The organism is Acinetobacter sp. CIP 64.7 (assembly GCF_000369745.1).
Taxonomy (GTDB): domain Bacteria; phylum Pseudomonadota; class Gammaproteobacteria; order Pseudomonadales; family Moraxellaceae; genus Acinetobacter; species Acinetobacter fasciculus.
Genome location: NZ_KB850179.1, coordinates 1,923,450 through 1,948,256 on the forward strand (window position 1 = coordinate 1,923,450; position 24,807 = coordinate 1,948,256).

Sequence of the window (24,807 nt, forward strand, 5' to 3'; positions counted from 1 at the left end):
GACGTTTAAAATACTTTTTTTTGCACTTGAACATTTTTCATCCGGTATCATATAAGGGTTTTTGATGAATATTCTAGGATCCTTGCATGAGCCAAAGCCACATCCGTATTCGAGGCGCACGTACCCATAACCTGAAAAATGTGAACCTTGATATACCACGCGACAAGTTTGTGGTGATTACGGGACTGTCTGGTTCAGGAAAGTCCTCGCTTGCCTTTGATACCTTATATGCCGAAGGTCAGCGCCGTTATGTGGAATCGCTGTCTGCCTATGCCCGCCAGTTCCTCTCCCAGATGGAAAAACCGGAAGTGGATTCTATTGAAGGCTTGAGTCCAGCGATTGCCATCGAACAGAAATCTACCAGTCATAACCCGCGTTCGACCGTGGGTACCATTACCGAAATTTATGACTATTTACGCCTGCTGTATGCGCGTGTCGGTACACCGTTCTGTCCTGAACATGATCTGCCGATGGTGGCACAAACGGTTACTGAAATGGTCGATGCAGTCAAAGCATTAGAAGAAGGCACTGCACTGTTATTGTTAGCACCAGTCGTGCGCGAACGTAAGGGCGAATATACGGCACTGTTTGAACAGCTACAAAGCCAGGGTTTCGTCCGTGCCCGTGTGGATGGCGAGATCATGGAAATTGATCCACCACCAGAACTGGACAAAAAGAAAAAACATACCATTGAAGTCGTAGTTGACCGCTTTAAAGTACGTGATGATCTGGGCAACCGTATTGCAGAAAGTTTTGAAACCGCGCTGCGTCTTGGTGGCGATATCGCCATTCTGTCCTGGATGAAAGGCGAGCATAGCGATCGCGTGTTTTCAGCCAAGCACTCCTGCCCGCAATGTGACCGCGCGGTGGCTGAACTGGAACCGCGTTTATTTTCGTTCAACAATCCCTTTGGTGCCTGTCCGGTTTGTGACGGTCTGGGGACCCGCAGCCATTTCAGTGCCGACAAACTGATTCCCAATCCTGAAGTTAGTGTCAGTCAAGGCGCGATTCGTGGCTGGGACCGTCAGCGTCCTTACTATTACAGCATGATCCAGAAAGTCGCCGAGCACTTTGGTTTTTCTCTGGAAACTCCATGGAATGAACTGGATGCCGACACCAAGAAAAAATTTCTGTACGGCACTGGCAAAGAAAAAATTGATCTAAGTTATATCGATGAACGTGGCCGACGTCATAATCGGGTCATTCCTTTTGAAGGAATTTTGCCGCATCTGGAACGCCGTTATCGTGAAACTGAAAGTAATTATGTGCGTGATGATCTGGCGCAGTATTTATCCAATGCTGCCTGTGATGCCTGTGATGGTTCACGTCTGAATGAAATTTCGCGTAACGTGAAAATTCTGGACAAGACCATTGCTGACATTACCCGTATGTCGATTGGCGATGCTGAAAGCTATTATCAAGGTATTCATCTGGAAGGTGCACGTGGTGAAATCGCTGACAAGATTTTCAAGGAAATCCGTGAACGTCTGCACTTTCTGGTTTCGGTCGGCCTGAACTATCTCAGCCTGTCACGTTCAGCTGAAACTCTGTCTGGTGGTGAAGCGCAGCGAATTCGTCTGGCCTCGCAGATCGGTGCCGGTTTGATGGGCGTCATGTATGTGCTGGATGAACCATCAATTGGTTTGCATCAACGTGATAACGACCGTCTGTTACAGACCCTGATCCGTCTGCGTGATCTGGGCAATACCGTCTTGGTGGTCGAGCATGATGAAGATGCGATTCGTGCCGCCGATCATATTATTGATATCGGTCCGGGTGCCGGTGTGCATGGTGGGCATGTGATTGCCGAAGGAACGTATGATGAAATTCTGGCCAATCCGGACTCGCTGACCGGAAAATATTTATCCGGAAAATTAAAAATTGAAGTGCCGAAAAAACGGATTCAACCGCCTAAGCCTAAAGAACAGATCAAGCTGATGGGAGCATCCGGGCATAACCTGAAAAAAGTCGATCTGACCATTCCTTTAGGTATTATGACCTGTGTTACCGGGGTGTCCGGTTCAGGTAAATCGACCTTGATTAACCGGACTTTGTTACCTTTGGCGGCGACCCAACTGAATGGTGCAACCACTTTAACATCGGAAAAGTTTGAATCGATTGATGGTTTACAGTTCCTCGACAAAGTGGTGGATATTGACCAGAGTCCGATTGGACGTACCCCGCGTTCCAATCCGGCGACTTATACCGGCCTATTTACCCCGATTCGTGAACTGTTTTCACAGACGCAAGAAGCCAAGGCACGCGGTTATGCTGCCGGTCGTTTCTCGTTTAACGTGAAAGGTGGCCGCTGTGAAGCCTGTGAAGGTGACGGCATGATCAAGGTAGCGATGCACTTCCTGCCGGATATGTATGTGCCATGTGATGCCTGTCATGGCAAACGCTATAATCGTGAAACGCTGGAAGTGAACTACAAGGGCAAGAATATTTCCGATGTCTTGCAGATGACCGTTGAAGATGCCATGCATTTCTTTGATGCCATTCCGGTGATTCACCGTCGTCTGGAAACATTGCATCAGGTGGGTCTGGGTTATATCCGTCTGGGTCAGTCTGCGACCACTCTTTCTGGTGGTGAAGCACAGCGTGTCAAACTGGCGCGTGAACTGGCCAAACGCGATACCGGTCAAACCCTGTATATTCTAGATGAACCGACCACAGGTCTGCATTTTCATGATATTGCCAAACTGCTGGATATCCTGCATCAGCTCCGTGACAAGGGTAATACCATCGTGGTGATTGAACATAATCTGGACGTAATTAAAACTGCCGACTGGGTGGTGGACTTAGGCCCTGAAGGCGGTTCGGGGGGCGGTATGATTGTCGCGGAAGGCACGCCTGAACAAGTCGTGAAAGTGAAAGCCTCACATACCGGTAAATTCTTGAAGCCGTTGTTGAAATAAAAAATCTCCTCCCAACCTCCTCTTTGATAAAGAGGAGGAATTCCCTCCTTTCGCAAAGGAGGGTTAGGGTGGATTAAAAAAATAAATCTATTCTTAAATTTGTGTAGGGAAACAAAATGCGCTTTTCAGAAAGATATGGTTATAAACCTGTTAGAGAAATCATTCAAAAAGAAAGCATGGATGATGCTTTGAAGAATTCCATTTGGAATGTTTTTAAACAAATTATTATTGAACAAGGAAAATTTACCAAACATTCATCATTGCCAAATATACAAGATTATAATCTATACACTTTTTTTAGAGCTTATTGGATCACTTTTCTAAAAAAACCACTCGATGAAATGCCAAATACTGTTTCCAATATTCAAAAGGATATATATCAACACTTTTTCAATCAATTAAAATGGTATGAAATTTACGATCTTATTGAGTTTACTATCGACCATTTGCCATCTGATTGGAAAAAAACTAGATATCAAGAGACCCTTATAAAACTCATAAATGCTGTTTTAGAAAGAGAAAATAGTGCTTATCGAATTATTGAGAATAAAATTATTCTTATCACCTCAGAACAAGAAATCCAATCCATCGAGGAAGCATTAGAAAGTACAAATCCATATTCAGATGTTCAACAACATCTTAATCAAGGGCGAATTCAAACATGAGGTGCGACAGTTTGAAAAGTCTTATGATAATCAACAAGCTGAGCAAATTTCTCTAATGGTGTAAGCCAATCTAACGCTTTTCTAGGACGAGTATTCAGTGACATGGCAACTTGATTTAAATAATGCTGATCTGCCTGATTTAAATCAATCCCTTTAGGTAAATATTGCCTAATTAAACCATTCATATTTTCGCATGTGCCTTTTTGCCAGGGTGAATGTGGGTCACAGAAATATACATCTATGCCTAAATCTTCTTCAAGTATTTTATGTTCTGCCATCTCGCGTCCACGGTCATAGGTCAACGTTTTACGCAGTTCTGCAGGTAAATATTTCAGAGCTTCAGTTAAAGCCTTGCGCACTGATTCTGCCTTTGCATCAGGTAATGTTGCCAAGATACAGAGCCGTGTATTTCGTTCAATAAGTGTTGCTATCGAACTTTTATTGTCTTTACCTTTAATTAAATCAGCTTCCCAATGACCCGGTATTTTTCTTTCTTGAACTTCGGCTGGGCGCTCATGAATAGTTTTAATATCCTGTAATATAGAATCTTTTTTAGGTTCACCGTTAGCTTTTCGCTTTTTATTTTCATGACGCAGACAGGATAATAAGTCTTTTTTCAACTCACCCTTTGGTAATGCTCGTATCGTTGAATAAATCGTTGTATGGCTTACATTCATTGTTTGATCCAAATCAGGAAATGTCTTTAAACGCTTTGCTATTTGCTGAGGAGACCATAAACAACGGATCGCTTCAACAATAAATTTCCAGAGGATTGAATCGATTTTGAGTTTTCTGTGACCACGTCTACGTCTAGCGAAGGTGTTATCAGAAGCATATTGAGCTTGATAAACGTCATTGATACTATTTCTTTTAAGCTCACGATAGATCGTACTAGGATGTCTTTTAATGAGTTCAGCAAATTTTCTGGCTGAAAAGCCTTCTTTTCTTGACTCAAGCATTAATGCAGTACGATCTTCAAAGTTAAGATGATGGTATGACAATTTTATATACTCCATAAACCCTTTAAATTAATTAGGTGGTTTATGTCGCACTTCAAGTTTTACTCTGCCAAGCCTTAAAACTGATGTCTGATCGTCAAAATCCCGATTATCGAAATTCAATTAAAGAATCTGTTTCGGCATTAGAAGGTATGTGTCAAAAAATATTAAAGAAAGACAAAGTAACTTTAGGTGATGCAATTGGTCAAATTGAAAAACAATATCCAATACATCCTGCATTAAAAGCCAGTATTAAATCTTTATATGGTTATACATCAGATGCAGATGGTATTCGCCATGCAATGTTAGACGAATCAAATCTTTCTTATATCGATGCAAAATTTATGCTTGTTGCCTGCACAAATTTTATTAACTATCTCATCGACAAAACCAAAAATGATCCAAATTAGATCACATGACTGGCGACGTGGATGTCGCCCGTTCGACTATGCTAAAGGGACTTAGCATCAGTCGAACAAATGCATTTTGCTACTTTTGTGCAATTCAAAAGTAGAGAAAGCAGTCTTTTGAACTAAACCTCTGCCACCGCATTGCGTCCCTTGGCCTTTGCTGCAAACAAAGCATCATCTGCATTTGACAATAAAGCCATCCAGGACATGGCACCAATCGCGACTCCGATACTGACCGAAATCTGAATCTCGTCTCCTGCTGCAGTCACAATATGACGCTCAGCCACTTCAGCCCGGATTTTATCAGCCACAATCAGTGCCTGCTGCATCTGGATATTTTCAATCAATACCAGAAATTCATCGCCGCCATAACGCACCAGCAAATCTGTAGCACGGACATTAGCTTGCAAACGCTCGGCCACCAGTTGAATCACCTGATCGCCAATAATATGTCCATATTGATCATTCACCTGTTTAAAGTGATCAATATCAATAATCATCAAACAGGTTTGGCTCAATTGACCCGGCTGATTTTCCATAAAACGGATATATTCTTCCAGCGCGAAACGGTTGGATAATCCGGTCAAAGAATCGGAATGGGCAATATTCTTTAAACGAAATTCTAGCGCATCACGTTCTTGCAACATTTTTTGCAATTTCTGAATGGCCGCAAATAAAGAATCTGAATGATTCACTTCACGTAGCCGCATATCAATTTTCTGACGACCCGAGTTTTTAGACAAACTCAACAACATGCGGCGTGCCTGAATCAGCGGCAGGAATACCTGTTTACGTGCAAAAATCATGGTTGAAATCGCGGTCAGTAATGAAATTAGCGATACCAGTACACTCCAGATCAAACGCTGCATATTGCTGTTCATTTCTTGAATAGCTGCATCTCTGCTGTATTGCAGCAGGTAAGTTTGCAGGTCTACCACAGTCGCAAATTTATCTACGATCGCTTCAGTCAGTTCTGTTCCGCTCAAACGGTAGTCACGTTGCTCAAGACTGTCACTGATCAGCTCACTGACAATCGGTAAGCCTTGCTGAATAAACTCAGTTTCTACCCGTCGATGTAAACGGATGAATTCCTCAGTCTTGTCTTGAACAGGTTGAATGGTATCAATTAAGGCCCACAAATAACGTACCTGATGTTGGGTCTGTAAAGAGCGGGTAATATTTTCAGTGGGAAGTGGCGCTTCAAAAGTCACATGCGCCATGATAGACGAGGCCACACGACCGGCCTGATCACGTAAATCAGATAAAAATAGAATCTGGCTAATATAGTTATTCAGAGAGGTGGATGAGCTATCTGAAGCCACTGCCACGTCACGCAAAAGTTCACGACAACTTTCCCAGGCCGCAAACATGGCCAGAATTGCCTGATCAAGTTCTTGCGCACTGCGTTGCTGACGCGGCATCCGGGTATAGGCATCAACCTGTGCACGTCCTTTTTTCAGGCTGATTTCAAGCTGTGAAAGTTGCTGATTCAGGTTGTTAAAACCGACCTCTGTCAAGACATCAGCCGTCTGGGAGAGCTGCCGATCAACCTGCTGTCGATAGCTGATTAACTCTTGCTGATGCTGGGAAAATTCCTGCACCGAACTGGACATGGCTTTATTGGCAGGCGCACGCTCACGCGAAATTTTATTCGCCAGATCAGCGACCTGCTGTAAGGCATTCAATTGTTGATAAGTTTGTCTGGATTTTAAATAACTTTGACTGCTACTCACAATTAAGGGAATACAGATGCAAAGTAAACATAAAATAATAATCGACATCGACCAGTACAAACGTTTACTGATCCACTCAGAGCGTAAGGTATTCATGCTGTTGTATTACGCCCCAATATGACAAGCAAAGCTAAATAGATTGATTATTATACAAATAAAACAGGATGGTCTTAAAGCCTTTAGTCTTACTTCACTTATGTTTTTAATGAATTTTTATCATCTATTATTTTTCAGATACTTAAGTTGGTTTATTTAAAATGTTAATGCAGGGTTTCATGACTACAATTCCCTATAAACTCTTACAAAAACAAGGGAATTTAAGCAGCTAAAAAAATATAAAAACTTGCTTTCTGCACTATTTACACCTGCAACAAATAGGTGCATAATGCACCGCATTAGGGCGAGTTAAATTATTCCTCAGCAGATATTTTAGTTTACCCGCAAATTTTGGCGAAAAAACCCCGATTTTCTATGAAAATCGGGGTTTTTTTTAGTTATTGAATTTTAGACCTATGTTTTTACTCTTTAATATGCACTATTTTGGTGCTTAAATTATTATAATATTTCTTTTCTTCATCTTGTTTTGAGTTGAAGGTTTTTTCACAAACAGAATGATCTGAAATAAAAAATGCTAGATAAAAAAAAGCCCAACCTTGGGGAAAGCTGGGCGATAAAACAAAAAATTGTGGAGAATCAGGCTAAATCACTATAAAAGTGTGAACTCTAACTTGATTTTCATATTATGTAAAATTCCCCTCAAAATGTAAAGCCGATTGCTCCAGTCAAGATTATAAAACATGCCCATTTAGCTCAAAAAACAGACACCTATTCTAAGATCCAAGCTGATGATGCTTTAAAATCAAGCAATCCAATCAAAGACCTGATGCGCCAGACATTTTGCACTTCTTGACACATTTATGAATTAACTCACCCATTATTAATTGTTTTAATAGATAAATATATTATAATTAATCGTATTAATTGATTAAAATAACAACATAATTTCTCCTTAATCTTTAGTCCCGATTCTATATTTAAAGTCTAGATTTTTGTTATACAAGAGTTTTTATATAAAATAGCTTCGGAGCCTAATACTTAAATTTTACACAAAATTAATACAATGATTTAGCTTAAAAAAATAGCGATTTCGAATTGGATTGACTTAATAAATTGTTACAATACAATATGTTCAAAAGTTGTACACATCTTGTAACAAAACGGTAAATATCATGAAAAAACTCGGTTTAGCCACTGCTTTATTATTAGCCATGACCGGTGCTCAAGCATATCAATTTGAAGTTCAAGGTCAATCAGAGTTCATCGACAACACTGCAAATGAACAAGACTTCACTGGTGCAGTTCAAGGTACTTACTACTTCAACAATGTTGATGCTTCTAAAGGTCCTTTAGCTGAAGCTGCTTTTTTAAACCAAGCATCTAATGTTTCTGCTGCTTATACATACGGCGAAGACGGACAAGAATTTGGTGATCGCACTGTGCACCATACTTTCGGTGTAAAAGGTGAAGCGTATATCCCGACTAACGTTGTTCCTGCTTATGCAAGCGCTTCTTATAGCCATACCATCGCGGATAACAAAGCGGGCGACGTAGACGGCAATGGTGACCGTTATGCATTAGAACTAGGTGCATTACTAATCCCTAACTTCTTGGTTGCTGTGGGTTATACCAGCGTTGCTGACCAAACTTCTTATGATGCTTTCAACATGTTTAACAACGGTGTTGCTAAAGCTGCTCTTGAATCTGCAACAATTGCTGATAAGACAGATGCGATCACTGCACGTACTAAATACGTTGGTGCAATCGACGGTACTAACATGTCAATTGGTTTTGAAAGCGGTTTAGTTTATGGTGAAGATACTGCCTACAACTTAGGTACAACTCTTTTCCTTAACCCACAGTTAAGCGTTGGTGCTTCTTATATGGAATCTAGCTTTGCTGGTTCTCCAGACAAAGCTTGGGGCGCGAACGTAAACTACTTCATTACTCCTGCTGTTGCAGTTGGCGCATCTTATGTAAATGCTAACTACGAAGCAAATCTTGCGCAAACTGCTCAAGTTCGTGATACTCAAACGATCGGCGTAAATGCCAAATTCCGTTTCTAATTTCTGATTAGATTCTGAATCAAAAAAGGACGCATATTGCGTCCTTTTTTATTGTTTTATGACTCTGTTTACTCAGGCGTACGTACCAGACTTAAGAAGTGCAAATGACGTTCATATTGATCAATGATATCCTGCAATAGATCTTCTTGCGTCCACTCCATCACATCATAACCCTGCCCACCTTCTCTTAAAAAGACTTCTGCCTGATAGGAATCTACTCCCGCATTCTCCAGTTCAGCCATAAAGCTTGGACTTAAAGTCTGAGTGGCATTGACCTGATAGATAAAATTAATTTCATCCTGATGATCAACACGGAGCTGTATACCGTCTTCTAGCGGGCTAATCACCACTTGTAATCGGCGCCGTTTCAATTCACTTTGAAAGCTGAGAAATGCCTTATTCACTGTATTGTGAATATACTGCTGCACCTCTTCCTGAGTGTGCGGATAATGCATAATCAGGCCTAATCGCTGTTGCCAGCTGCGCGGATTCTGGATCGCACGCGGGGTAATCCGTGCGGCTTGCAGCGCATGCATTTTGGTAACATCCAGATGTAAGGCTTTGATTAATCCCCAGCACATCAGCAGCATAATGAAGGTAAATGGCAAGGCGCTCATGATCGTGGCCGATTGCAAGGCTTCTAAGCCACCCGCCAGCAAGAGGATGATGGCTAACAAAGCCATGAGCACGGTCCAGAATAGACGCTGCCAGGTCGGTGAATTTTCACTTTTTGCTGTCAGATAATCAGTCACCAATGCCCCTGAATCGGCAGAAGTCACAAAGAACAGCATCACTAGTAAAGTCGCAATGATACTGGTTACTGAGCTAAAAGGCAGATTAGCTAAAAATTCGAATAGAGCCACAGATGAATCACGCTGAACTGCTTCTAGCAAGCTGGTATTGGCTTCATGCATAATGCTATACAGCGCGGCATTGCCCATAAAACCCATCCAGATCAGGGTAAATCCGGTCGGAATCAGCAATACACCCACGATAAATTCACGAATACTGCGCCCTTCCGAGACCCGGGCAATGAACATCCCGACAAATGGCGACCAGGAAATCCACCAGGCCCAGTACATGATGGTCCAGCCGCCAATCCAGCCACTTGGCTGATAGGCATACAGATTAAAGGTCATGCTAAACAGATTTGAAACATACTGGCCGGCATTCTGAATAGTCGTCTGTAACAGATAAATACTCGGACCTGCCACAAAGACAAAAATCAGCAACAGCAGTGCAAGTACCAAATTTAGTTCAGATAAACGTTTAATTCCTTTGTCTAATCCAAAAAATACGGAAGTCGCCGCCATGGCACTGACTACAATAATCAAAATGACCTGAGTACTGGGTGCCTGTTCAATGCCAAACAAATAGTTCAAACCTGAATTGATTTGGGTCACCCCGAAACCAAGCGTAGTAGCGACACCAAATACCGTACCAATGGTGGCAAAGGTATCGACGCCATCTCCAATCGGTCCATAGATCTTTTGACCAATCAGCGGATACAAGGCCGAACGAATTTTTAAAGGCAATTGATGCCGGTAAGCAAAATAAGCTAGCGATAGGCCAACCAGCGTATAAATGGCCCAGGCATGTAAGCCCCAGTGGAAAAAGGTGACCCGCATAGATTGTTGTGCAGCCAGTACAGTTTCCGGTTCACCGGCAGGTGGCGTAACATAATGCATCACCGGTTCGGCCACACCAAAGAACATCAGGCCAATCCCCATGCCTGCGGTGAATAACATCGCAAACCAGGAGGCACTGCTATATTTCGGTTGACTATGCTCGGGCCCCAGTTTGATTTTGCCCATATCCGACAGGGCAATATAAGCCAGAAGGATGATAAATATCGCCACCGACAATACATAGAACCAGCTAAAGGACGTGGTAATCCACTGGTTCAGTTGCTGGGTAAAAACTGAAAAAGCATCGGGTGCAAATACGACCAACGCTAAAAATATCGCAATAATGGCGACAGTACTGATAAAAACATTTGGATTGATATTGGCAAAACAGGATGGTTTTGTGGAAGGCATACATCCTCCATTTTTTAAAAATTGGATCGACAAACAGCGTCAAATAATTATTGGTAAGGTCAAAATGATCAGACAGATTCAGTCTATGGGAGCTAGATCTCCTGCTATTTTAGGATGTGACACAAAATAAAGCCGTTAAGTTACTGTAACAAATACAATAAAAGGATGAGTCTCATTGCCCAGGCGGGTTTTCTCTATTTTTCACGTTCTTTTTATGCGGTAGACGTGCGATATATTGCAAGGCAATTAAGCGGGATACAATCAGCGCCAGATACATCACCCCGACAAACATCTGGATAATGGCTAGCATCCGTGCGACCGGACTGACCGGCATGATATCAGACAGTCCTGTTGCAGATTGCACACTGAAACTAAGAAAAATCAGATCCAGCCAGGGTTGATAGGCTTGCAGATCGGGGTCTGAAAAGCTGTACGGCACCAGCAGCTGACAGATACTGTAGAGGAAGGCAAAGCCCCAGGCCAGCAAGGTAAATACTGCGCCAGCGGCAAAGAGTTCATCCTTGGTCAGATAACGGTCATGAAACATATAACGCAGTAGGCCATAGGCTGCACTAAAATAAGCACCAGCTTCAAACAGGTGGGCGGTGACATGGATCCAGGTATAACGCAGTCCCAGCACAATCAGGGAGGAAAAGAGAATTGCGCCGGCGACAAAGCTGAGTCCTAAAATGGTAAACATCGGAGTCTGGCGAATGACTCTGGCAATCACCAGCAAAACCAGAACACCCAGTACCCAGGTTCCCGCCCGATAAGACATGCTTCCATAACTCAATACCGACAAGAGCAAGATCAGCAATTGCAGGCACAACAGCCATGCCGAAGGTAAATGGGTAAAGCTGTTCCAGAACTGCTGCAGAGATTGCTTCATAATGCCCTTCTTGTTGCTATTCTTGTTACTATCTTCATGTAGGGAATACATTGTTATTGTTAACAGCTTTTAACATAGCATGCTCAAAGCCACTTGCAGATATACGATTTGTATGAAAATTACTGAAATAACACTGCACAAATCCAGCCAGCTCAATGCAATACGGCATTTATCCTAAAGAAAAAACTTGATGATATCTCCATAAAAAAGCCCCTGACGGGGCTTTTTTAGCGTAGCGCAGATCTTAGTGATCCGATGCGCCTGAGATACCAATACCGGTTTGTGAACGTACAAACTGGGCATCAAAGGCTTTGCGTTCTGCCTGAGCCTGTGCCGAATTATCCGTCACAGAGAACAACCAGCAGCACAAGAATGACAATGGCATCGCGAAGATTGCAGGACCATTGAACGGGTTCACTGGCGTATCAGAAATACCCAAAGTATCGACCCATACTGCTTTAGACAGCACAATCAAGGTTACTGCGGTTACCAGACCTGCAACACCACCAATCACGGCACCACGTGTCGTCAAGCCTTTCCAGAACATAGACAATACCAGTACCGGGAAGTTGGCACATGCCGCAACAGAGAATGCCAGACCGACCATGAAGGCTACGTTTTGTTTTTCGAACAAAATCCCGAGAATCATTGCGAAGATCGCAAGACCTAAAGTCGCGATTTTAGACATACGTAGTTCAGATTCAGGCGTGGTTTGGCCTTTCTTCAAAACGTTGGCATACAAGTCATGCGAAATTGCTGAAGCACCTGACAGGGTCAAACCAGCAACGACCGCAAGAATCGTGGCAAATGCAACTGCAGAAATGAAGCCCATGAACAGGTCGCCGCCCACTGCATCAGACAGGTGCACCGCCGCCATGTTATTACCACCTACCAGCTCCAGCTTGCCAGTCACAGCCATTTTCGCAACATCAAGGAATTGCGGGTTGTTCGATACATATAGAATCGCACCAAAACCAATGATGAAGGTTAATAGGTAGAAATAACCAATAAAACCTGTAGCAACTACGACTGATTTACGCGCTTCTTTGGCATCTTTTACCGTGAAGAAACGCATCAGGATATGTGGCAGACCTGCGGTACCAAACATCAATGCCAGACCTAAAGAAATCGCATCAATCGGATTAGATGCCAGACTACCCGGACCCATGATTTTGGTCGCATCTGTCAGGCTCAAGTCATGTACTTTTGAGTAGACACCAATCGCCTGTTCAAACATGTTGGTAAAGCTGAAGCCCACACCTTTCATAACCATGAATGCCATAAAGGTTGCACCAGACAGCAACATCACCGCCTTGATGATCTGTACCCAAGTGGTTGCCAACATACCGCCGAACATCACGTAGGCCATCATCAACAAGCCAACGATCACGACTGCAATGTTATAGTTCAGACCGAATAGAAGTTTGATCAGCTGACCTGCACCCACCATCTGTGCAATCAGATAGAACGCGACCACAACCAGTGAACTTAAAGCAGCCAAGGTACGTACCGGTTTTTCCTGCAAGCGGAAAGACACTACGTCTGACAGGTTGTATTTACCCAGGTTACGCAGACGTTCTGCCACCAGGAACAATACAATCGGCCAGCCCACCATGAAACCCAGTGAATACAGCAAGCCATCAAAACCGGACAGGAACACCATCGCGGAAATACCCAGGAACGATGCAGCTGACATATAGTCACCGGCAATCGCCAGGCCATTCTGGAAACCGGAAATACCGCCACCGGCAGTATAGAAGTCTTTGGTATTGGTGGTTTGTTTTGCTGCCCATTTGGTAATAAACAGCGTAGCACCTACGAAAATCACAAACATGATAATCGCGTGCCAGTTGGTCGCCTGCTGTTCTGCTGCACCCAGATCGGGACCAGCGAATGCAACGCCTGAAGCCACTATCGTGGTCGCCAGGGCAATAAGAGAATTCCATTTCATCTTAGTGGTGTCCTTTTTCATGCGCAATCGCTTCGACTTCACGGATTGCTTCTTCAGTCAATTGATCAAGTTTGTTATTGGCAATGTAGGAATACACACCACACAAGATAAACGACAGGACAATGATACCTAGACCAAGTGGAATACCCCACGTGGTCACACCACCTGAAATTGAAGACAATAGAAATTCTTTGTTGTAACCAACCAGCAACATGAAACCCACATAAACAAATAGCATAATGCCGGTCAACGTCCAGCTGAGCATACTTTTCTTGCGGACCATTTCCTTGAATTTTGGATTTTGTAGAATACGATCTACTTGTACCTCATCCATAATTACTCTCCTGTAGCCCAACCTTGGGCTGCCTATTTTTTAATTTGAATTATCACTGTTGCAAGTTAACAATAATCGTAGGTGCTTGTAATTTAGACTTTGGTCGTTAAAAAATGATCAATTTAAACTGTAGCGTTCACGATGCGTTATCATAGCGGCATGCTCAGTACACATCAGGCTATATGAACAGTTGGCTCATCATAGGGGTACTCGCCCTCTATATCGCATTACTCTTTATCTGCGCTTTCTACGGGGAAAAACATGCCAGCCGGCTGAGTACCCGTGGGCGCATGCTATTGTTTAGTTTAACTTTAGGCGTCTACTGTTCCTCCTGGACCTTTTATGGCGCCACGGGTGCTGCGGTACGTGAAGGCATTATTTTCCTGCCGATCTATCTGGGTCCGCTGCTCTTCGTTGCCGTCGGCTATGACATCTGGCGTCGTCTGGGACGGGTGAGACAGCATCATGCCATTTCTTCGATCGCTGACTTTGTCGCAGCACGCTATGGTAAAAGTGGTCCCCTCGCCTCGCTGGTGACCATTCTGGCGGTGGTAGCGATTGTGCCTTATCTGGCCTTGCAGTTACGTGCGATTGCCTTAAGTGCCGCCGTCATTCTGGAACCTTCCGCAGGTGTAACCGGCACGACCAATGGCGTACTGTTTCTGACTGGGGTTCTGGCAATACTGGCGATGATGTTTGGTACCCGGCAGATTGCCAATACTGAACAGCATGGCGGCCTGATGCTGGCCGTGGCATTTGAGTCTTTTGTCAAACTCTTCGCCCTGCTGGCAGTTGCCTGTTTCTTTATGTTTGAAGCACCAGAAAATCTGGCACAGATCAGTAGCGATATCAGCACTACTTTTCATGATGTACAACTGTTTGGCGTGCCACAAAGTTTCTGGATTCAGACCCTGCTCGCGGCACTGGCCATTATCTGCCTGCCGCGTCAGTTCCATGTAGCTGTGGTTGAGCTACGTGATGAAAAACATATTCGTGGTGCGCGGCGTTGGTTTGCAGTTTATTTGATTCTGACTACCTTGGCGATTATTCCAATTGCCAGCTGGGCGCTACATGCTGCACCGCAATATCTGGCCATTCCGGATGTGGCGGTCCTGTCCTTACCACTTAGCTATAATCAGGACTGGTTGACCTTATTGGCATTTCTGGGTGGTTTCTCTGCCTCTACCGGGATGCTGCTGGTGTCTTCCGTGGCACTGTCAATTATGCTCAGCAATGACCTGATCATGCCGGCGTTGTGGCGTTTAAAGCTGATTTCCCGGCATGACAAACGCTTGCCGTTGGTGCTGAAATTTACCCGCCGGGTCTGTATCCTGGGTGTGATGTTGATGGGCTTCCTGTTCTTCAATTTCTTTAATGATATTGACCAGTTGTCGGTTTTTGGTCTGTTGGCCTTTAGTGCGGTGGCACAATTCGCCCCTGCCCTGATCGGTGGCCTGTACTGGCGTGGCGGTAGTAAACAGGGTGTCTATGCTGGACTCCTGACCGGTTTTGCCTTGTGGGCTTATACCCTGCTGTTTCCAACCATTTTGCGAAGCCTGCCAGAAGCCTATAGCAGCTTTAGCCAAAGCTTGCTGAATCAAGGGCCTTTTGGCTGGAACTGGTTAAGACCGGAAGCCCTGATCGGTTTTGAGTCTTTTGATCCGCTGACCCATGGAGTAGTTTGGGCACTGGGCTTAAATACCCTGCTGTATATCTGGATTTCCCGTATTTTCCGTCCGAGTATTGCCGAACAGATTCAGGCCGAAAGTTTCTTCTATTATGAAACCAAGCCACTACCCTCGCAGAGTCCTTCTACCGAGGTCAGCTATTCGCATCAGGATGTCGCCCGTTTAAAAGTTGGTGACCTGATTACCCTGGCCAAACGCATTACCGGCGAAGGCCCAACCACACGCGCTTTCCAGCAGTTTTGTACCCAAAACAGTGTTGAACTGAATGAAAACAGCAGTGCCAATGGCATGTGGTGGCGTTTCACTGAACAGTATCTGGCGGGGACTATCGGGGCAGCTTCAGCACGTACCCTGCTCACCACAGCCATGGTCAACAATGGCCTGGCCTTGGGTCAGGTCGCCAATATTCTCGATCAGGCCTCGCAATGGCAGCGCTTCAATCAGAACCTGATCATGACCATGATTGATCACATGACCCAAGGGGTCAGCGTGGTCGATGAAAACATGTGTCTGGTCGCATGGAACAATCAGTATCTGAAACTGTTCGATTATCCGACCGATATTGTCTATGTCGGTTGTCCAATCGCAGACCTGATCCGTTATAACGCTGAACGTGGTGAATGTGGCCCGGGCTCGGTTGAAGAACATGTACGGAAACGGATTCACTGGATGCAGGTCGGCAGTGCCCATGAATTTGAACGGATTCGTAAAGATGGCCGCGTCATTCAGATGCGCGGCAATCCGATCGAAGGCGGCGGGTTCGTTACCACTTTCGCCGATATTACTGCCTTCCGTGAAAATGAAGCCGTGCTTGAAGCCCGCGTTCAGGACCGTACCCAGCAGCTGGCCGATGCATTGTCCGAGCAGCAACTGGCGCGTGAACAGGCCGATAAGGCCAATATGTCAAAAAGCCGCTTCATTGCAGCCGCCAGTCATGACCTGTTGCAGCCAATGCATGCCGCGCGCCTGTTCAGTACCGCACTCGAACAAAGCGTGCAGAATGATGAAGACCGCAAGACCTTACAACAACTGGATCGTGCTTTGCATGGTGCAGAAAGCATGTTGTCTGCCCTGCTGGATATTGCCCGACTGGAAGGCGGCACCATTCAGCCGAAACGTCAGGCTTATCCGCTGCATGACCTGCTCAGCGATCTGGAACTCCAGTTCAAATCGATCGCTGCACAGCGTGGTATCAAGTTCAGTGTGCATGATGCACAGTTCTGGATTGATACCGATCCACAATGGATTCGCCGCATTATCCAGAACTTTGTCAGCAATGCGTTGCGTTATACTGCCAGAGGTAAAGTGGTGGTCGGTGTATTACGTTCGAGCAGCAGACCGAATCATATCCGTATTGGCGTCTGGGATACTGGCCCGGGCATTGCCGAAGAACAGCGCATCAAACTGTTTCAGGAATTTGAACGTTGCGGCCACACCTCGCCTTGGGGTGAACAGGGTCTGGGCCTAGGTTTGGCGATCGTACAACGCATGACCAGCATGCTGGACTATCCGGTACATGTGTCTTCTGCGCTGGGTAAAGGTTCCTGCTTTATGATTGAAGTGCCTGTGATCGAAGCACCAAAAGTTGTCGCAGCACCGGTTCAGGCCGTACCTTTAAAGAGCAAGGCCTTTAAGATTCTGTGTCTGGATAATGATGAAACCATTCTGGAAGGCATGTCGACCTTATTGACCAAATGGGGTTATCAGGTGTTTAAAGCCACTGAACCTGAACAAGCAGCCATGCTGATTCAGCAGGAAAATATTCAGGTCTGGCTGGTGGATCAACATCTGAATCAGGACAAGATCGGTCTGGATTTCATTCTGGAACATCGTTCGAAGGATATTCCGGTCGCGTTGATTACCGCCGATTCCGATCCGGAATTGCCGCAACGTCTAAAAGAGCTAAACATTGTTCTGCTGAAAAAACCGCTGAAACCGGCCTCATTACGTTCATGGTTATCTGGACTGAAAATTTCCGACTCCTAAGTAGATAACGATCTGATCAATGCCCATTTCACACCCTGAAATGGGCATTTTTTATACTCAACTGCCACATAAACTTACCTAGCTTGCATAAAATTTATTCTAATGTGCTAAAAGCAGCAAATATGCCGAAAATACAGCTGAATAAATTGACCAAAATGCTCATTTTTTAATTCACTATGGCAAAAACTGACGAATGTATTAATGTACATGTGTACACTTAGTTACAATTAATTATCTTATTGTTTTTAATAAAAATTAAAGAGTAATTTTCCACTACTATAACTTTAGTCGTATTTTTATCCCTTGTACTTGGCTCTAAAAATAGAGGAATAAGAAACGATCAGTTTCCATCTCATGTAGCCTTAATTTTTTTGGTCGCTGATCTATTTCTGCATATCGGAGTTCTTCACATGAACATAGATCAAAACCAAGGCCTGAATCAGACCCAGCAGTTTCACCGTCAATATGGCGCCAACGCCTTATTGCCAAGCATTGACTGGGCACAGATCTTTAAATACAGCAAGCTGAATGATGCCCAGTATCAGGCACTGGAAACGCTGTATCAGAGTGCAGTCCCCCTGGCACTGCAAGTCTTTGATGAATTACATTTTGATGTCTTCGAACCTTATGCCTACAAGCCGCAAGGTCTGGGCCTCTTTGAAAAGATTGCTGAACAGGAAGACAAGCTGATTCAGTCTTTAGAAGCTGAAACAGAGGATCTTCCGGCAAAAACCCGTCATCAGATCTGGAGCATGTTGCTGCGTGGTGGCGCAGTACTGGTCTTTAAGGCCTGGCTGGGTAAGGTCAAAAATGAAGAAGATTGCCTGGACACCAGCCAGTTCGATGAGCTGTCTGATCTGTTATTTATCAAAACCTGCCCACATGAACTGGCGCAACGTTTACATGTCGATCCGAATACGCGCGACGAACATGTCTTCCTGATGTATGACAATGAAGTTTATCTAGATCGTTTTAACAGTCTGGAAACTGCAGCACTGTTTGTGGATCTTGGTGTTTATGATGCGACTTTCCTGAGTCTGCGTGATGATCGCGTGGCGGAATATCTGAAGTCGAAAGGTTATGTCACCGAAGAGCAGATTGATGAATTGCAATGTGCCTTAAATCCTTTGTTTTGTGATGATTTCACCCGCAAACAGGATTATATCGCCTAGCTGACTCAGGCCTTTGCACTCATTTTTGCAGATTTCGCCCATAAAAAAAGACCTCCAAGGAGGTCTTTTTCAATTCGGCTATGCAAAACTTACATTTTGCGGTCTTCAATATTCAGTGCATTAATGGCCAATACCGCCTGAGTCCGGTTCTGTACCCCAAGCTTACGGAAGATTGCCGTCACATGCGCTTTAATCGTCGCTTCTGACACATCCAGTTCATAAGCAATCTGTTTGTTTAATAAACCTTCAGCCACCATCATCAATACCCGGAACTGTTGCGGCGTCAAAGACTGGATCCGTTCTGCCAAAGCCGTTTCATCGGCAGCACGCGGATCAAAATTCATATTGGCCGGCAGATTTGGCGGTAACCAGATTTCACCTTCCAGCACTTCACGAATCGCTTCACCGATATGGCTTGGGTGGGCAGATTTAGGAATATAGCCCATCGCACCATGTGCGATCGCACGCTGGATGATGCTGACTTCTTCATGCGCAGACACGACAATAATCGGTAAAGACGGATATTGTGCGCGGACATGCACCAGGGCAGAAAAGCCGGAAGCGCCCGGCAGGTTTAAATCCAGCAGCACAAGATCAGGCTCAGGGCCATTTTCTAGACGTTCATAAAATTCATTGACTGCCGCAGTTTCATGAATCTGGGCTTGTGGCAGGCTATAACGTACAGCTTGAATCAAAGCATGACGAAATAGTGGATGATCATCAACGATTAAAATATTCATAGGCAACGTGAGAGAGATCTTGGCACGGTAGCCCCTATTCTAACCACACAACCCGGTTAAGGATATGCAAGACACTACAATTTTTAAAATAATATGCAGTTTTTCTTCAAAATTGCCCATTTTTGCACTATTGCAATAATTGTTTAATTCTCATCACTTTTTTATATATCACTTATTCCTCACTGAAAAAGCTTATCTTTATTCAATATAAATATAAATATCATTCACTTATATACAAAACCCTCCTTAAGAATCAGGCCTTTGTCGTATATCGCAAAATCAGATAACTTTTCAGCTTTTCGTTATTTTACAGCCCTTCGCTGAATCGGGATTAATAGGGTCATTCCGAGATTAACCCTATTTTCAGGTTCTAAATATGTCTAATTTTAATGCGCAAAAACCCTTAAATATTGTTGCCGTATCTGGCGGTTTAAATCACCCCTCAAAAACCGAAGCCTTGGTTCAGGCCATTCTGGATGAGCTGGGTGAAGCAACACCAATCAATGTGCATTTCATTAAATTTAGCGAAATTGGTTCGCTCTTGGGCGGTGCAATTTACCGCAATCAATTGCCGCAACGCGTTCAGGATGATCTGGCAGCAGTAGAAGCCGCAGATGCGCTGATTGTCGGCACCCCAGTTTACCGCGCTTCATTTACCGGCCTGTTCAAGCATTTCTTTGACTTTGTTGAGCAAACGGCGCTGGTCGATGTTCCTGTCTTATTGGCGGCTTCTGGTGGCAGTGACCGTCATGCGCTGGTGCTTGAACATCAACTGCGTCCCTTATTCAGCTTCTTTCAGGCACAGACTTTACCGATTGGCGTCTATGCCACCGACCGCGATTTCACCCCTGCATATACCATTCATAGCGAATTGCTACGCGACAGGATTACCCTGGCTGTGGCGCGTGCATTGCCGATTCTTGAATGGGCGCCGGCCAAAGGACAACGTGCTGAAGTCATTAAAGAAAAAACCCTTCAGGCGAGTCAAAATCTGGGCATTAACAAGCAGATCGAACAGGAAGAAGTGCTGCCTTCAGCAGCCGTGCCGAGCCTGGATGCCGCAGAATCGCGCTTGCACAGCAAGAAAGCATCAAAGACTCAAGTGGCTTGAACACAGCATTGCAGAGGGTGATGAATATGTCGAATGATAAAAATATCGTATTTGCCTATTGGGTGCCGAATGTCAGTGGTGGCCTGGTGGTCAGTAACATCGAGCAGCGCACCGACTGGAGCTATGACTATAACGTGCGTCTGGCACAAACCGCTGAACAGGCAGGCTTTGACTATGCTCTGACCCAGATCCGTTTTACCGCGGGTTATAATGCAGAAAACCAGCATGAATCGGTCAGCTTCAGTCATGGCATTCTGGCCAAAACAGAACGTCTGAAAGTCATTGCCGCGATTCTACCGGGTCCATGGAAGCCGGCACTGGCCGCCAAACAACTGGCGACGATTGATCATCTGAGCAATGGCCGGATTGCGATCAATGTGGTCAGTGGCTGGTTCCGCGGCGAGTTTGATGCGATTGGGGAAGAGTGGCCGGAACATGACGAGCGTTATGCCCGTTCGGAAGAGTTTATCCGTAGCCTAAAAGGGGTTTGGACCCAGAACAACTTTAATTTTGAAGGTAAATATTATCAATTTAAAGACTATACCCTGAGTCCTAAACCATTGCAGAAGCCTCATATAGAAATCTTTCAGGGCGGCAGTTCCCGGGCAGCACGTGATATGGCATCCCGTGTATCTGACTGGTACTTCACCAATGGCAATACCCCGGAAGAACTGAAAAAACAGATCGATGATATTCGTGAAAAAGCCAAAGCAAATCATCACTCTGTGAAAATTGGTGTGAATGCCTTTGTGATTGCACGGGATAGCGAAGAAGAAGCGCAGGCCGTATTGCAGGAAATTATTAGCAAGGCCAACGTTCAGGCAGTGAAGTCTTTTGGTGAAGCCACCCGTGAAGCCGGCGCAGCAAGTCAGGAAGGTGAAGGCAACTGGGCCCAATCCACCTTTGAAGATCTGGTGCAATACAATGATGGTTTCCGCACTAATCTGATCGGGACACCGCAGCAGATTGCTGAACGGATTATCGAACTGAAGAAAGTCGGTGTCGATCTGATTCTCTCAGGCTTCCTGCATTTTATTGAAGAAATCGAATATTTTGGCCAGAAAGTGCTGCCTTTGGTCCGTGAGCTTGAAGCACAACAGGCAACCCCTGTGCAGCAAGAAGAAGCTGAGCTCGTATAATCATTCCAATAAATCTCAGCAGATTCACTCCCTCCCTCAAGGCTCGGCTTGGGGGGATTTTTTTATGTGATAAAATTGTTGTCTGGCTAGGTTTAAGATCATCAATTCCTTAAAATTCTGCACTAACGACTTTCCAAGAATTTGAACAATGCAACTGATCTGGTTTCGTCAAGACCTCCGCATTCATGATCATGCCGCGCTCTGGCATGCCACCCAGCAAGGCAGCTGTATAGCACTGGTGGTTCTCTCTCCCGAACAATGGAAGCTGCATCAGGATGCCCGGACTAAAATTGATTTTTATCTGCGCCGCCTCGGCATCTTAAAGCAGCAGTTAGCGCAGCTGAATATTCCATTAATCATTTTAAATATTCCCTTATGGCAAGACCTGCCGGCCGAAATGCTAAACCTGTGTCAAAAACTGCGGATTGATACGCTACATGCCAATATTGAGGTGGGCGTGAATGAACTGCAACGTGATGCAAAGGTACAGCAGATGCTGGAACAGCAGCAGATCCGGGTCGAGCTGTATCATGATCGCAGCCTGTTTCCACTGACCAGTATCCGCAATCAGTCCAATCAACCCTATCAGGTCTATAGCGCATTCAAGAAAAAATGCTATGAGCGACTGATTCAGGATATACCGGGCTGCTATCCTGCCATTCAGCCTCAAGATCTGCTTGAATTACCGGATCAGCTGAACAATTTTGATCTGGGAAAATTTGCGGCTGATTATTCTGTTGACCATACTGCCCAGCTCTGGCCTGCGCAGGATCAAGCTGCCATTGAGCTGCTCGATGACTTTATCGGGGAGAAAATGGCTCACTATAAAACCGAGCGTGATTTACCTGCAGTTGATGGTACCAGCCGCCTGTCACCGTATCTGAATATCGGTATTCTCTCAATCCGTCAATGTATGCAGACCCTGTTTAAGGACGGATATTTCCAGATTGATGATATCGGTCAGCAGACCTGGCTGGATGAACTGCTCTGGCGCGAATTTTATCTGCATACCCTGTTTGATTTTCCCCGTGTATCCAGACATCGGCCTTTTAAGGAAAATACCGATAATATCCAGTGGCGCAATGCACCTGAAGATTTGGCCGCCTGGCAGCAAGGACACACCGGGATTCCAATTGTCGATGCTGGTATGCGGCAGATACGGGCTACTGGCTGGATGCATAACCGGGTGCGTATGATTACTGCGATGTTTCTATGTAAAAACCTGCTGATTGACTGGCGTCTGGGAGAAAGCTGGTTCATGCAGCATCTGATTGATGGTGATCTGGCGGCGAACAATGGCGGTTGGCAATGGTGTGCCTCGACGGGTATGGATGCGGTACCCTATTTCCGGGTTTTTAACCCGGTCAGCCAATCACAGAAGTTTGATCCGAATGGAGATTACATCCGTCAATGGGTGCCGGAACTGGCGCATCTGGATGCCAAAAGCATTCACGAACCCTATGCCAAAAATCCGGATCTTGAACTGGATTATCCAAAACCGATTGTGGATTTGAAAGCCTCTCGTGTAAGAGCGATTGAGGCGTTTAAGCATATTTAAAACCAAATTTTTTCATCCCGAATAAAAACAGCCTCCGATAAAGAGGCTGTTTTATTTTTAGATCAGGAATAAAAACTCGGATCAGGCACTTTTCCAGTCAGCACCCATTCCCCCACTTCCTGATATTTATAATCGATCGGGTCATGCAAGGTCTGGGTGCGGACATTGCGCCAGAAACGGTCAAGATTGAGCTTGGCCGTGGTGGCCCGCGCACCCATCACCTGGAAAATATTCTGGGTAATATAGAGAGAGGTATTGGTTGCGGCAATTTTGGCTGTGGCAATGGCAACTGAGACTTCACCGCGCTGCTCAGCTGTTAAATCATTCCCAAGCTCCCAGGCTGCCTGTAAAGTCTGAACCGCTTTATCTGCCAGTAAGCGTACACTTTCCAGTTGTACATAAAACTCGGCAAAATGCTTCTGGATAAAAGGATCATTCACTGCATCGTCTGCCAGTGATTTGGACCAGGCTTTTTGGGTTTGTACGGTCTGCTTGGCGACGTCAAATGCCCCTTCTGCCACGCCCAAAAACAGATGCACAAAAATCAGCTGGGCAATCAAAGGCCGTAGACTGGAATATGGCGTACTCAGTGGACCGGGATTTAACAGCAATTCATCTTCATGAATTTTGACCTGCTCAAAATGGCTGGTACCACTGTCGGTCTGGCGTTGGCCCATATTGTTCCAGTCGCCCAGAAAGCTCACGCCCTCTCGCCAGGTAGGAATCACTCCTATCAGTAATTTTCCTGCTTCGTCATAACCTGAACACAGCAACATATCCGAATCAATCGAACCTGAGCAGAAGCTTTTATCACCATGGAAAATATATTCGTTTTCTGAAACTTTTGTAACTGTGGTGCGATGGTCCAGCGGATTTAGAGTATTACCCCAGAATAGATTATTTTGGGCAGTCTGTTCAAACCACGGGCCATATTGTTCCGATTGGGAAAATAATTGCACGGTCGCAATCAGCAAATGATGAAAGCCATAGACATGCGCCAATGAACTGTCGACTTGGGCAATGGTCTGAATGGTGCTAAAAATGGTCTGCCAGTCGGCACCCTGACCACCATAGTGCTTCGGAATAGACAGGCCAAGCAAGCTACTCTGGCGAATCAGGTCACGTTCGGCTTTGGGATTCCCCCCCTGTTTATCCCGTTCTGCTGCAGTCTGGGCGAAAGTTTCAGCCAGTTGCCGGGCAATCTCTAAGGGCAACTGATCGAGATATGATTGTCGTATATTCATTGTTTTTGGACCTATATTCAGCATGGCTTGAGCTTAGCAGATTGCAGCCTGTCACTATATCCGAAAGCATGCAGAGCTTATTCCCGATATAAAAATACCGGCGGGATGC

Annotated in this window: 16 protein-coding genes and 1 pseudogene; 9 read left to right on the plus strand and 8 right to left on the minus strand. The window is 45.0% G+C overall.

All coding sequences use genetic code 11. The annotated features are described in order from the left end of the window. Positions 1–86: 86 nt before the first annotated feature. Complete coding sequence (gene uvrA / locus F890_RS15805) at positions 87–2,918, plus strand: excinuclease ABC subunit UvrA (protein ID WP_005105373.1); 2,832 nt, start codon at positions 87–89, stop codon at positions 2,916–2,918. Positions 2,919–3,034: 116 nt separating this feature from the next. Continuing rightward, on the plus strand, positions 3,035–3,583 hold the full coding sequence (locus F890_RS15810) for an AbiJ-NTD4 domain-containing protein (protein ID WP_005267635.1): 549 nt from the start codon (positions 3,035–3,037) through the stop codon (positions 3,581–3,583). On the opposite strand, the gene F890_RS15815 is transcribed toward F890_RS15810, so the two are convergent. After that, positions 3,574–4,542, minus strand: a complete 969-nt coding sequence (locus tag F890_RS15815; RefSeq protein ID WP_081398964.1) for an IS30 family transposase — start codon at positions 4,540–4,542, stop codon at positions 3,574–3,576. The genes F890_RS15810 and F890_RS15815 overlap by 10 nt on opposite strands. A gap of 101 nt (positions 4,543–4,643) precedes the next feature. Between F890_RS15815 and F890_RS15820 the strand changes: the two are divergent. Next, positions 4,644–4,991, plus strand: a pseudogene (locus tag F890_RS15820) (hypothetical protein); the annotation flags it as partial. Positions 4,992–5,113: 122 nt separating this feature from the next. On the opposite strand, the gene F890_RS15825 reads toward F890_RS15820, so the two are convergent. Further along, complete coding sequence (locus F890_RS15825; RefSeq protein ID WP_005105369.1) at positions 5,114–6,820, minus strand: GGDEF domain-containing protein; 1,707 nt, start codon at positions 6,818–6,820, stop codon at positions 5,114–5,116. A gap of 1,133 nt (positions 6,821–7,953) precedes the next feature. On the opposite strand from F890_RS15825, the gene omp33-36 reads away from it, so the two are divergent. Next, positions 7,954–8,847 carry a porin Omp33-36 gene (gene omp33-36, locus F890_RS15830; RefSeq protein ID WP_005105368.1) on the plus strand — a complete coding sequence of 298 codons (894 nt, stop codon included), beginning with the start codon at positions 7,954–7,956 and terminating at the stop codon, positions 8,845–8,847. A gap of 68 nt (positions 8,848–8,915) precedes the next feature. On the opposite strand, the gene F890_RS15835 is transcribed toward omp33-36, so the two are convergent. The 4 genes from F890_RS15835 to F890_RS15850 form a co-directional block, all read right to left on the minus strand. Continuing rightward, the gene (locus F890_RS15835) at positions 8,916–10,886 is read right to left on the minus strand and encodes a BCCT family transporter (protein WP_005267637.1); all 1,971 of its coding nucleotides are present in this window, start codon (positions 10,884–10,886) and stop codon (positions 8,916–8,918) included. A 172-nt stretch (positions 10,887–11,058) separates the two neighbouring features. Next, the gene (locus F890_RS15840; RefSeq protein WP_005105364.1) at positions 11,059–11,775 is read right to left on the minus strand and encodes an ion channel; all 717 of its coding nucleotides are present in this window, start codon (positions 11,773–11,775) and stop codon (positions 11,059–11,061) included. 244 nt (positions 11,776–12,019) lie between these two features. Then, positions 12,020–13,726: a cation acetate symporter gene (locus F890_RS15845; RefSeq protein ID WP_004729195.1), complete on the minus strand. Its 1,707-nt coding sequence runs from the start codon at positions 13,724–13,726 to the stop codon at positions 12,020–12,022. A 1-nt stretch (position 13,727) separates the two neighbouring features. Beyond that, positions 13,728–14,060 carry a DUF485 domain-containing protein gene (locus F890_RS15850; protein WP_004281374.1) on the minus strand — a complete coding sequence of 111 codons (333 nt, stop codon included), beginning with the start codon at positions 14,058–14,060 and terminating at the stop codon, positions 13,728–13,730. A 182-nt stretch (positions 14,061–14,242) separates the two neighbouring features. Here F890_RS15850 and F890_RS15855 point away from each other — a divergent pair, with 182 nt between their 5' ends. Then, on the plus strand, positions 14,243–17,734 hold the full coding sequence (locus F890_RS15855; RefSeq protein ID WP_005108125.1) for a hybrid sensor histidine kinase/response regulator: 3,492 nt from the start codon (positions 14,243–14,245) through the stop codon (positions 17,732–17,734). Between the two features lie 410 nt (positions 17,735–18,144). Then, positions 18,145–18,906, plus strand: coding sequence for a hypothetical protein (locus tag F890_RS15860; protein ID WP_004281371.1), 762 nt, complete (start codon positions 18,145–18,147; stop codon positions 18,904–18,906). Positions 18,907–18,995: 89 nt separating this feature from the next. Here the strand turns inward: F890_RS15860 and F890_RS15865 are convergent, their stop codons facing one another. After that, positions 18,996–19,646 carry a response regulator gene (locus F890_RS15865; protein ID WP_004281370.1) on the minus strand — a complete coding sequence of 217 codons (651 nt, stop codon included), beginning with the start codon at positions 19,644–19,646 and terminating at the stop codon, positions 18,996–18,998. Positions 19,647–20,022: 376 nt separating this feature from the next. Between F890_RS15865 and msuE the strand changes: the two genes are divergently transcribed. The 3 genes from msuE (at position 20,023) to F890_RS15880 (ending at position 23,454) form a co-directional block, all read left to right on the plus strand. Then, positions 20,023–20,757, plus strand: coding sequence for an FMN reductase (gene msuE, locus F890_RS15870; RefSeq protein ID WP_005105359.1), 735 nt, complete (start codon positions 20,023–20,025; stop codon positions 20,755–20,757). 26 nt (positions 20,758–20,783) lie between these two features. Next, entirely contained in the window at positions 20,784–21,896 is a 1,113-nt protein-coding gene (sfnG, locus tag F890_RS15875) for a dimethylsulfone monooxygenase SfnG (protein ID WP_005105358.1), read from the plus strand. A 148-nt stretch (positions 21,897–22,044) separates the two neighbouring features. After that, the gene (locus tag F890_RS15880) at positions 22,045–23,454 is read left to right on the plus strand and encodes a cryptochrome/photolyase family protein (protein WP_005250361.1); all 1,410 of its coding nucleotides are present in this window, start codon (positions 22,045–22,047) and stop codon (positions 23,452–23,454) included. Positions 23,455–23,516: 62 nt separating this feature from the next. On the opposite strand, the gene F890_RS15885 is transcribed toward F890_RS15880, so the two are convergent. Then, positions 23,517–24,698 (minus strand): acyl-CoA dehydrogenase family protein, encoded by a 1,182-nt coding sequence (locus F890_RS15885; RefSeq protein WP_005105355.1) that lies wholly within the window; start codon positions 24,696–24,698, stop codon positions 23,517–23,519. Positions 24,699–24,807: the final 109 nt, after the last annotated feature.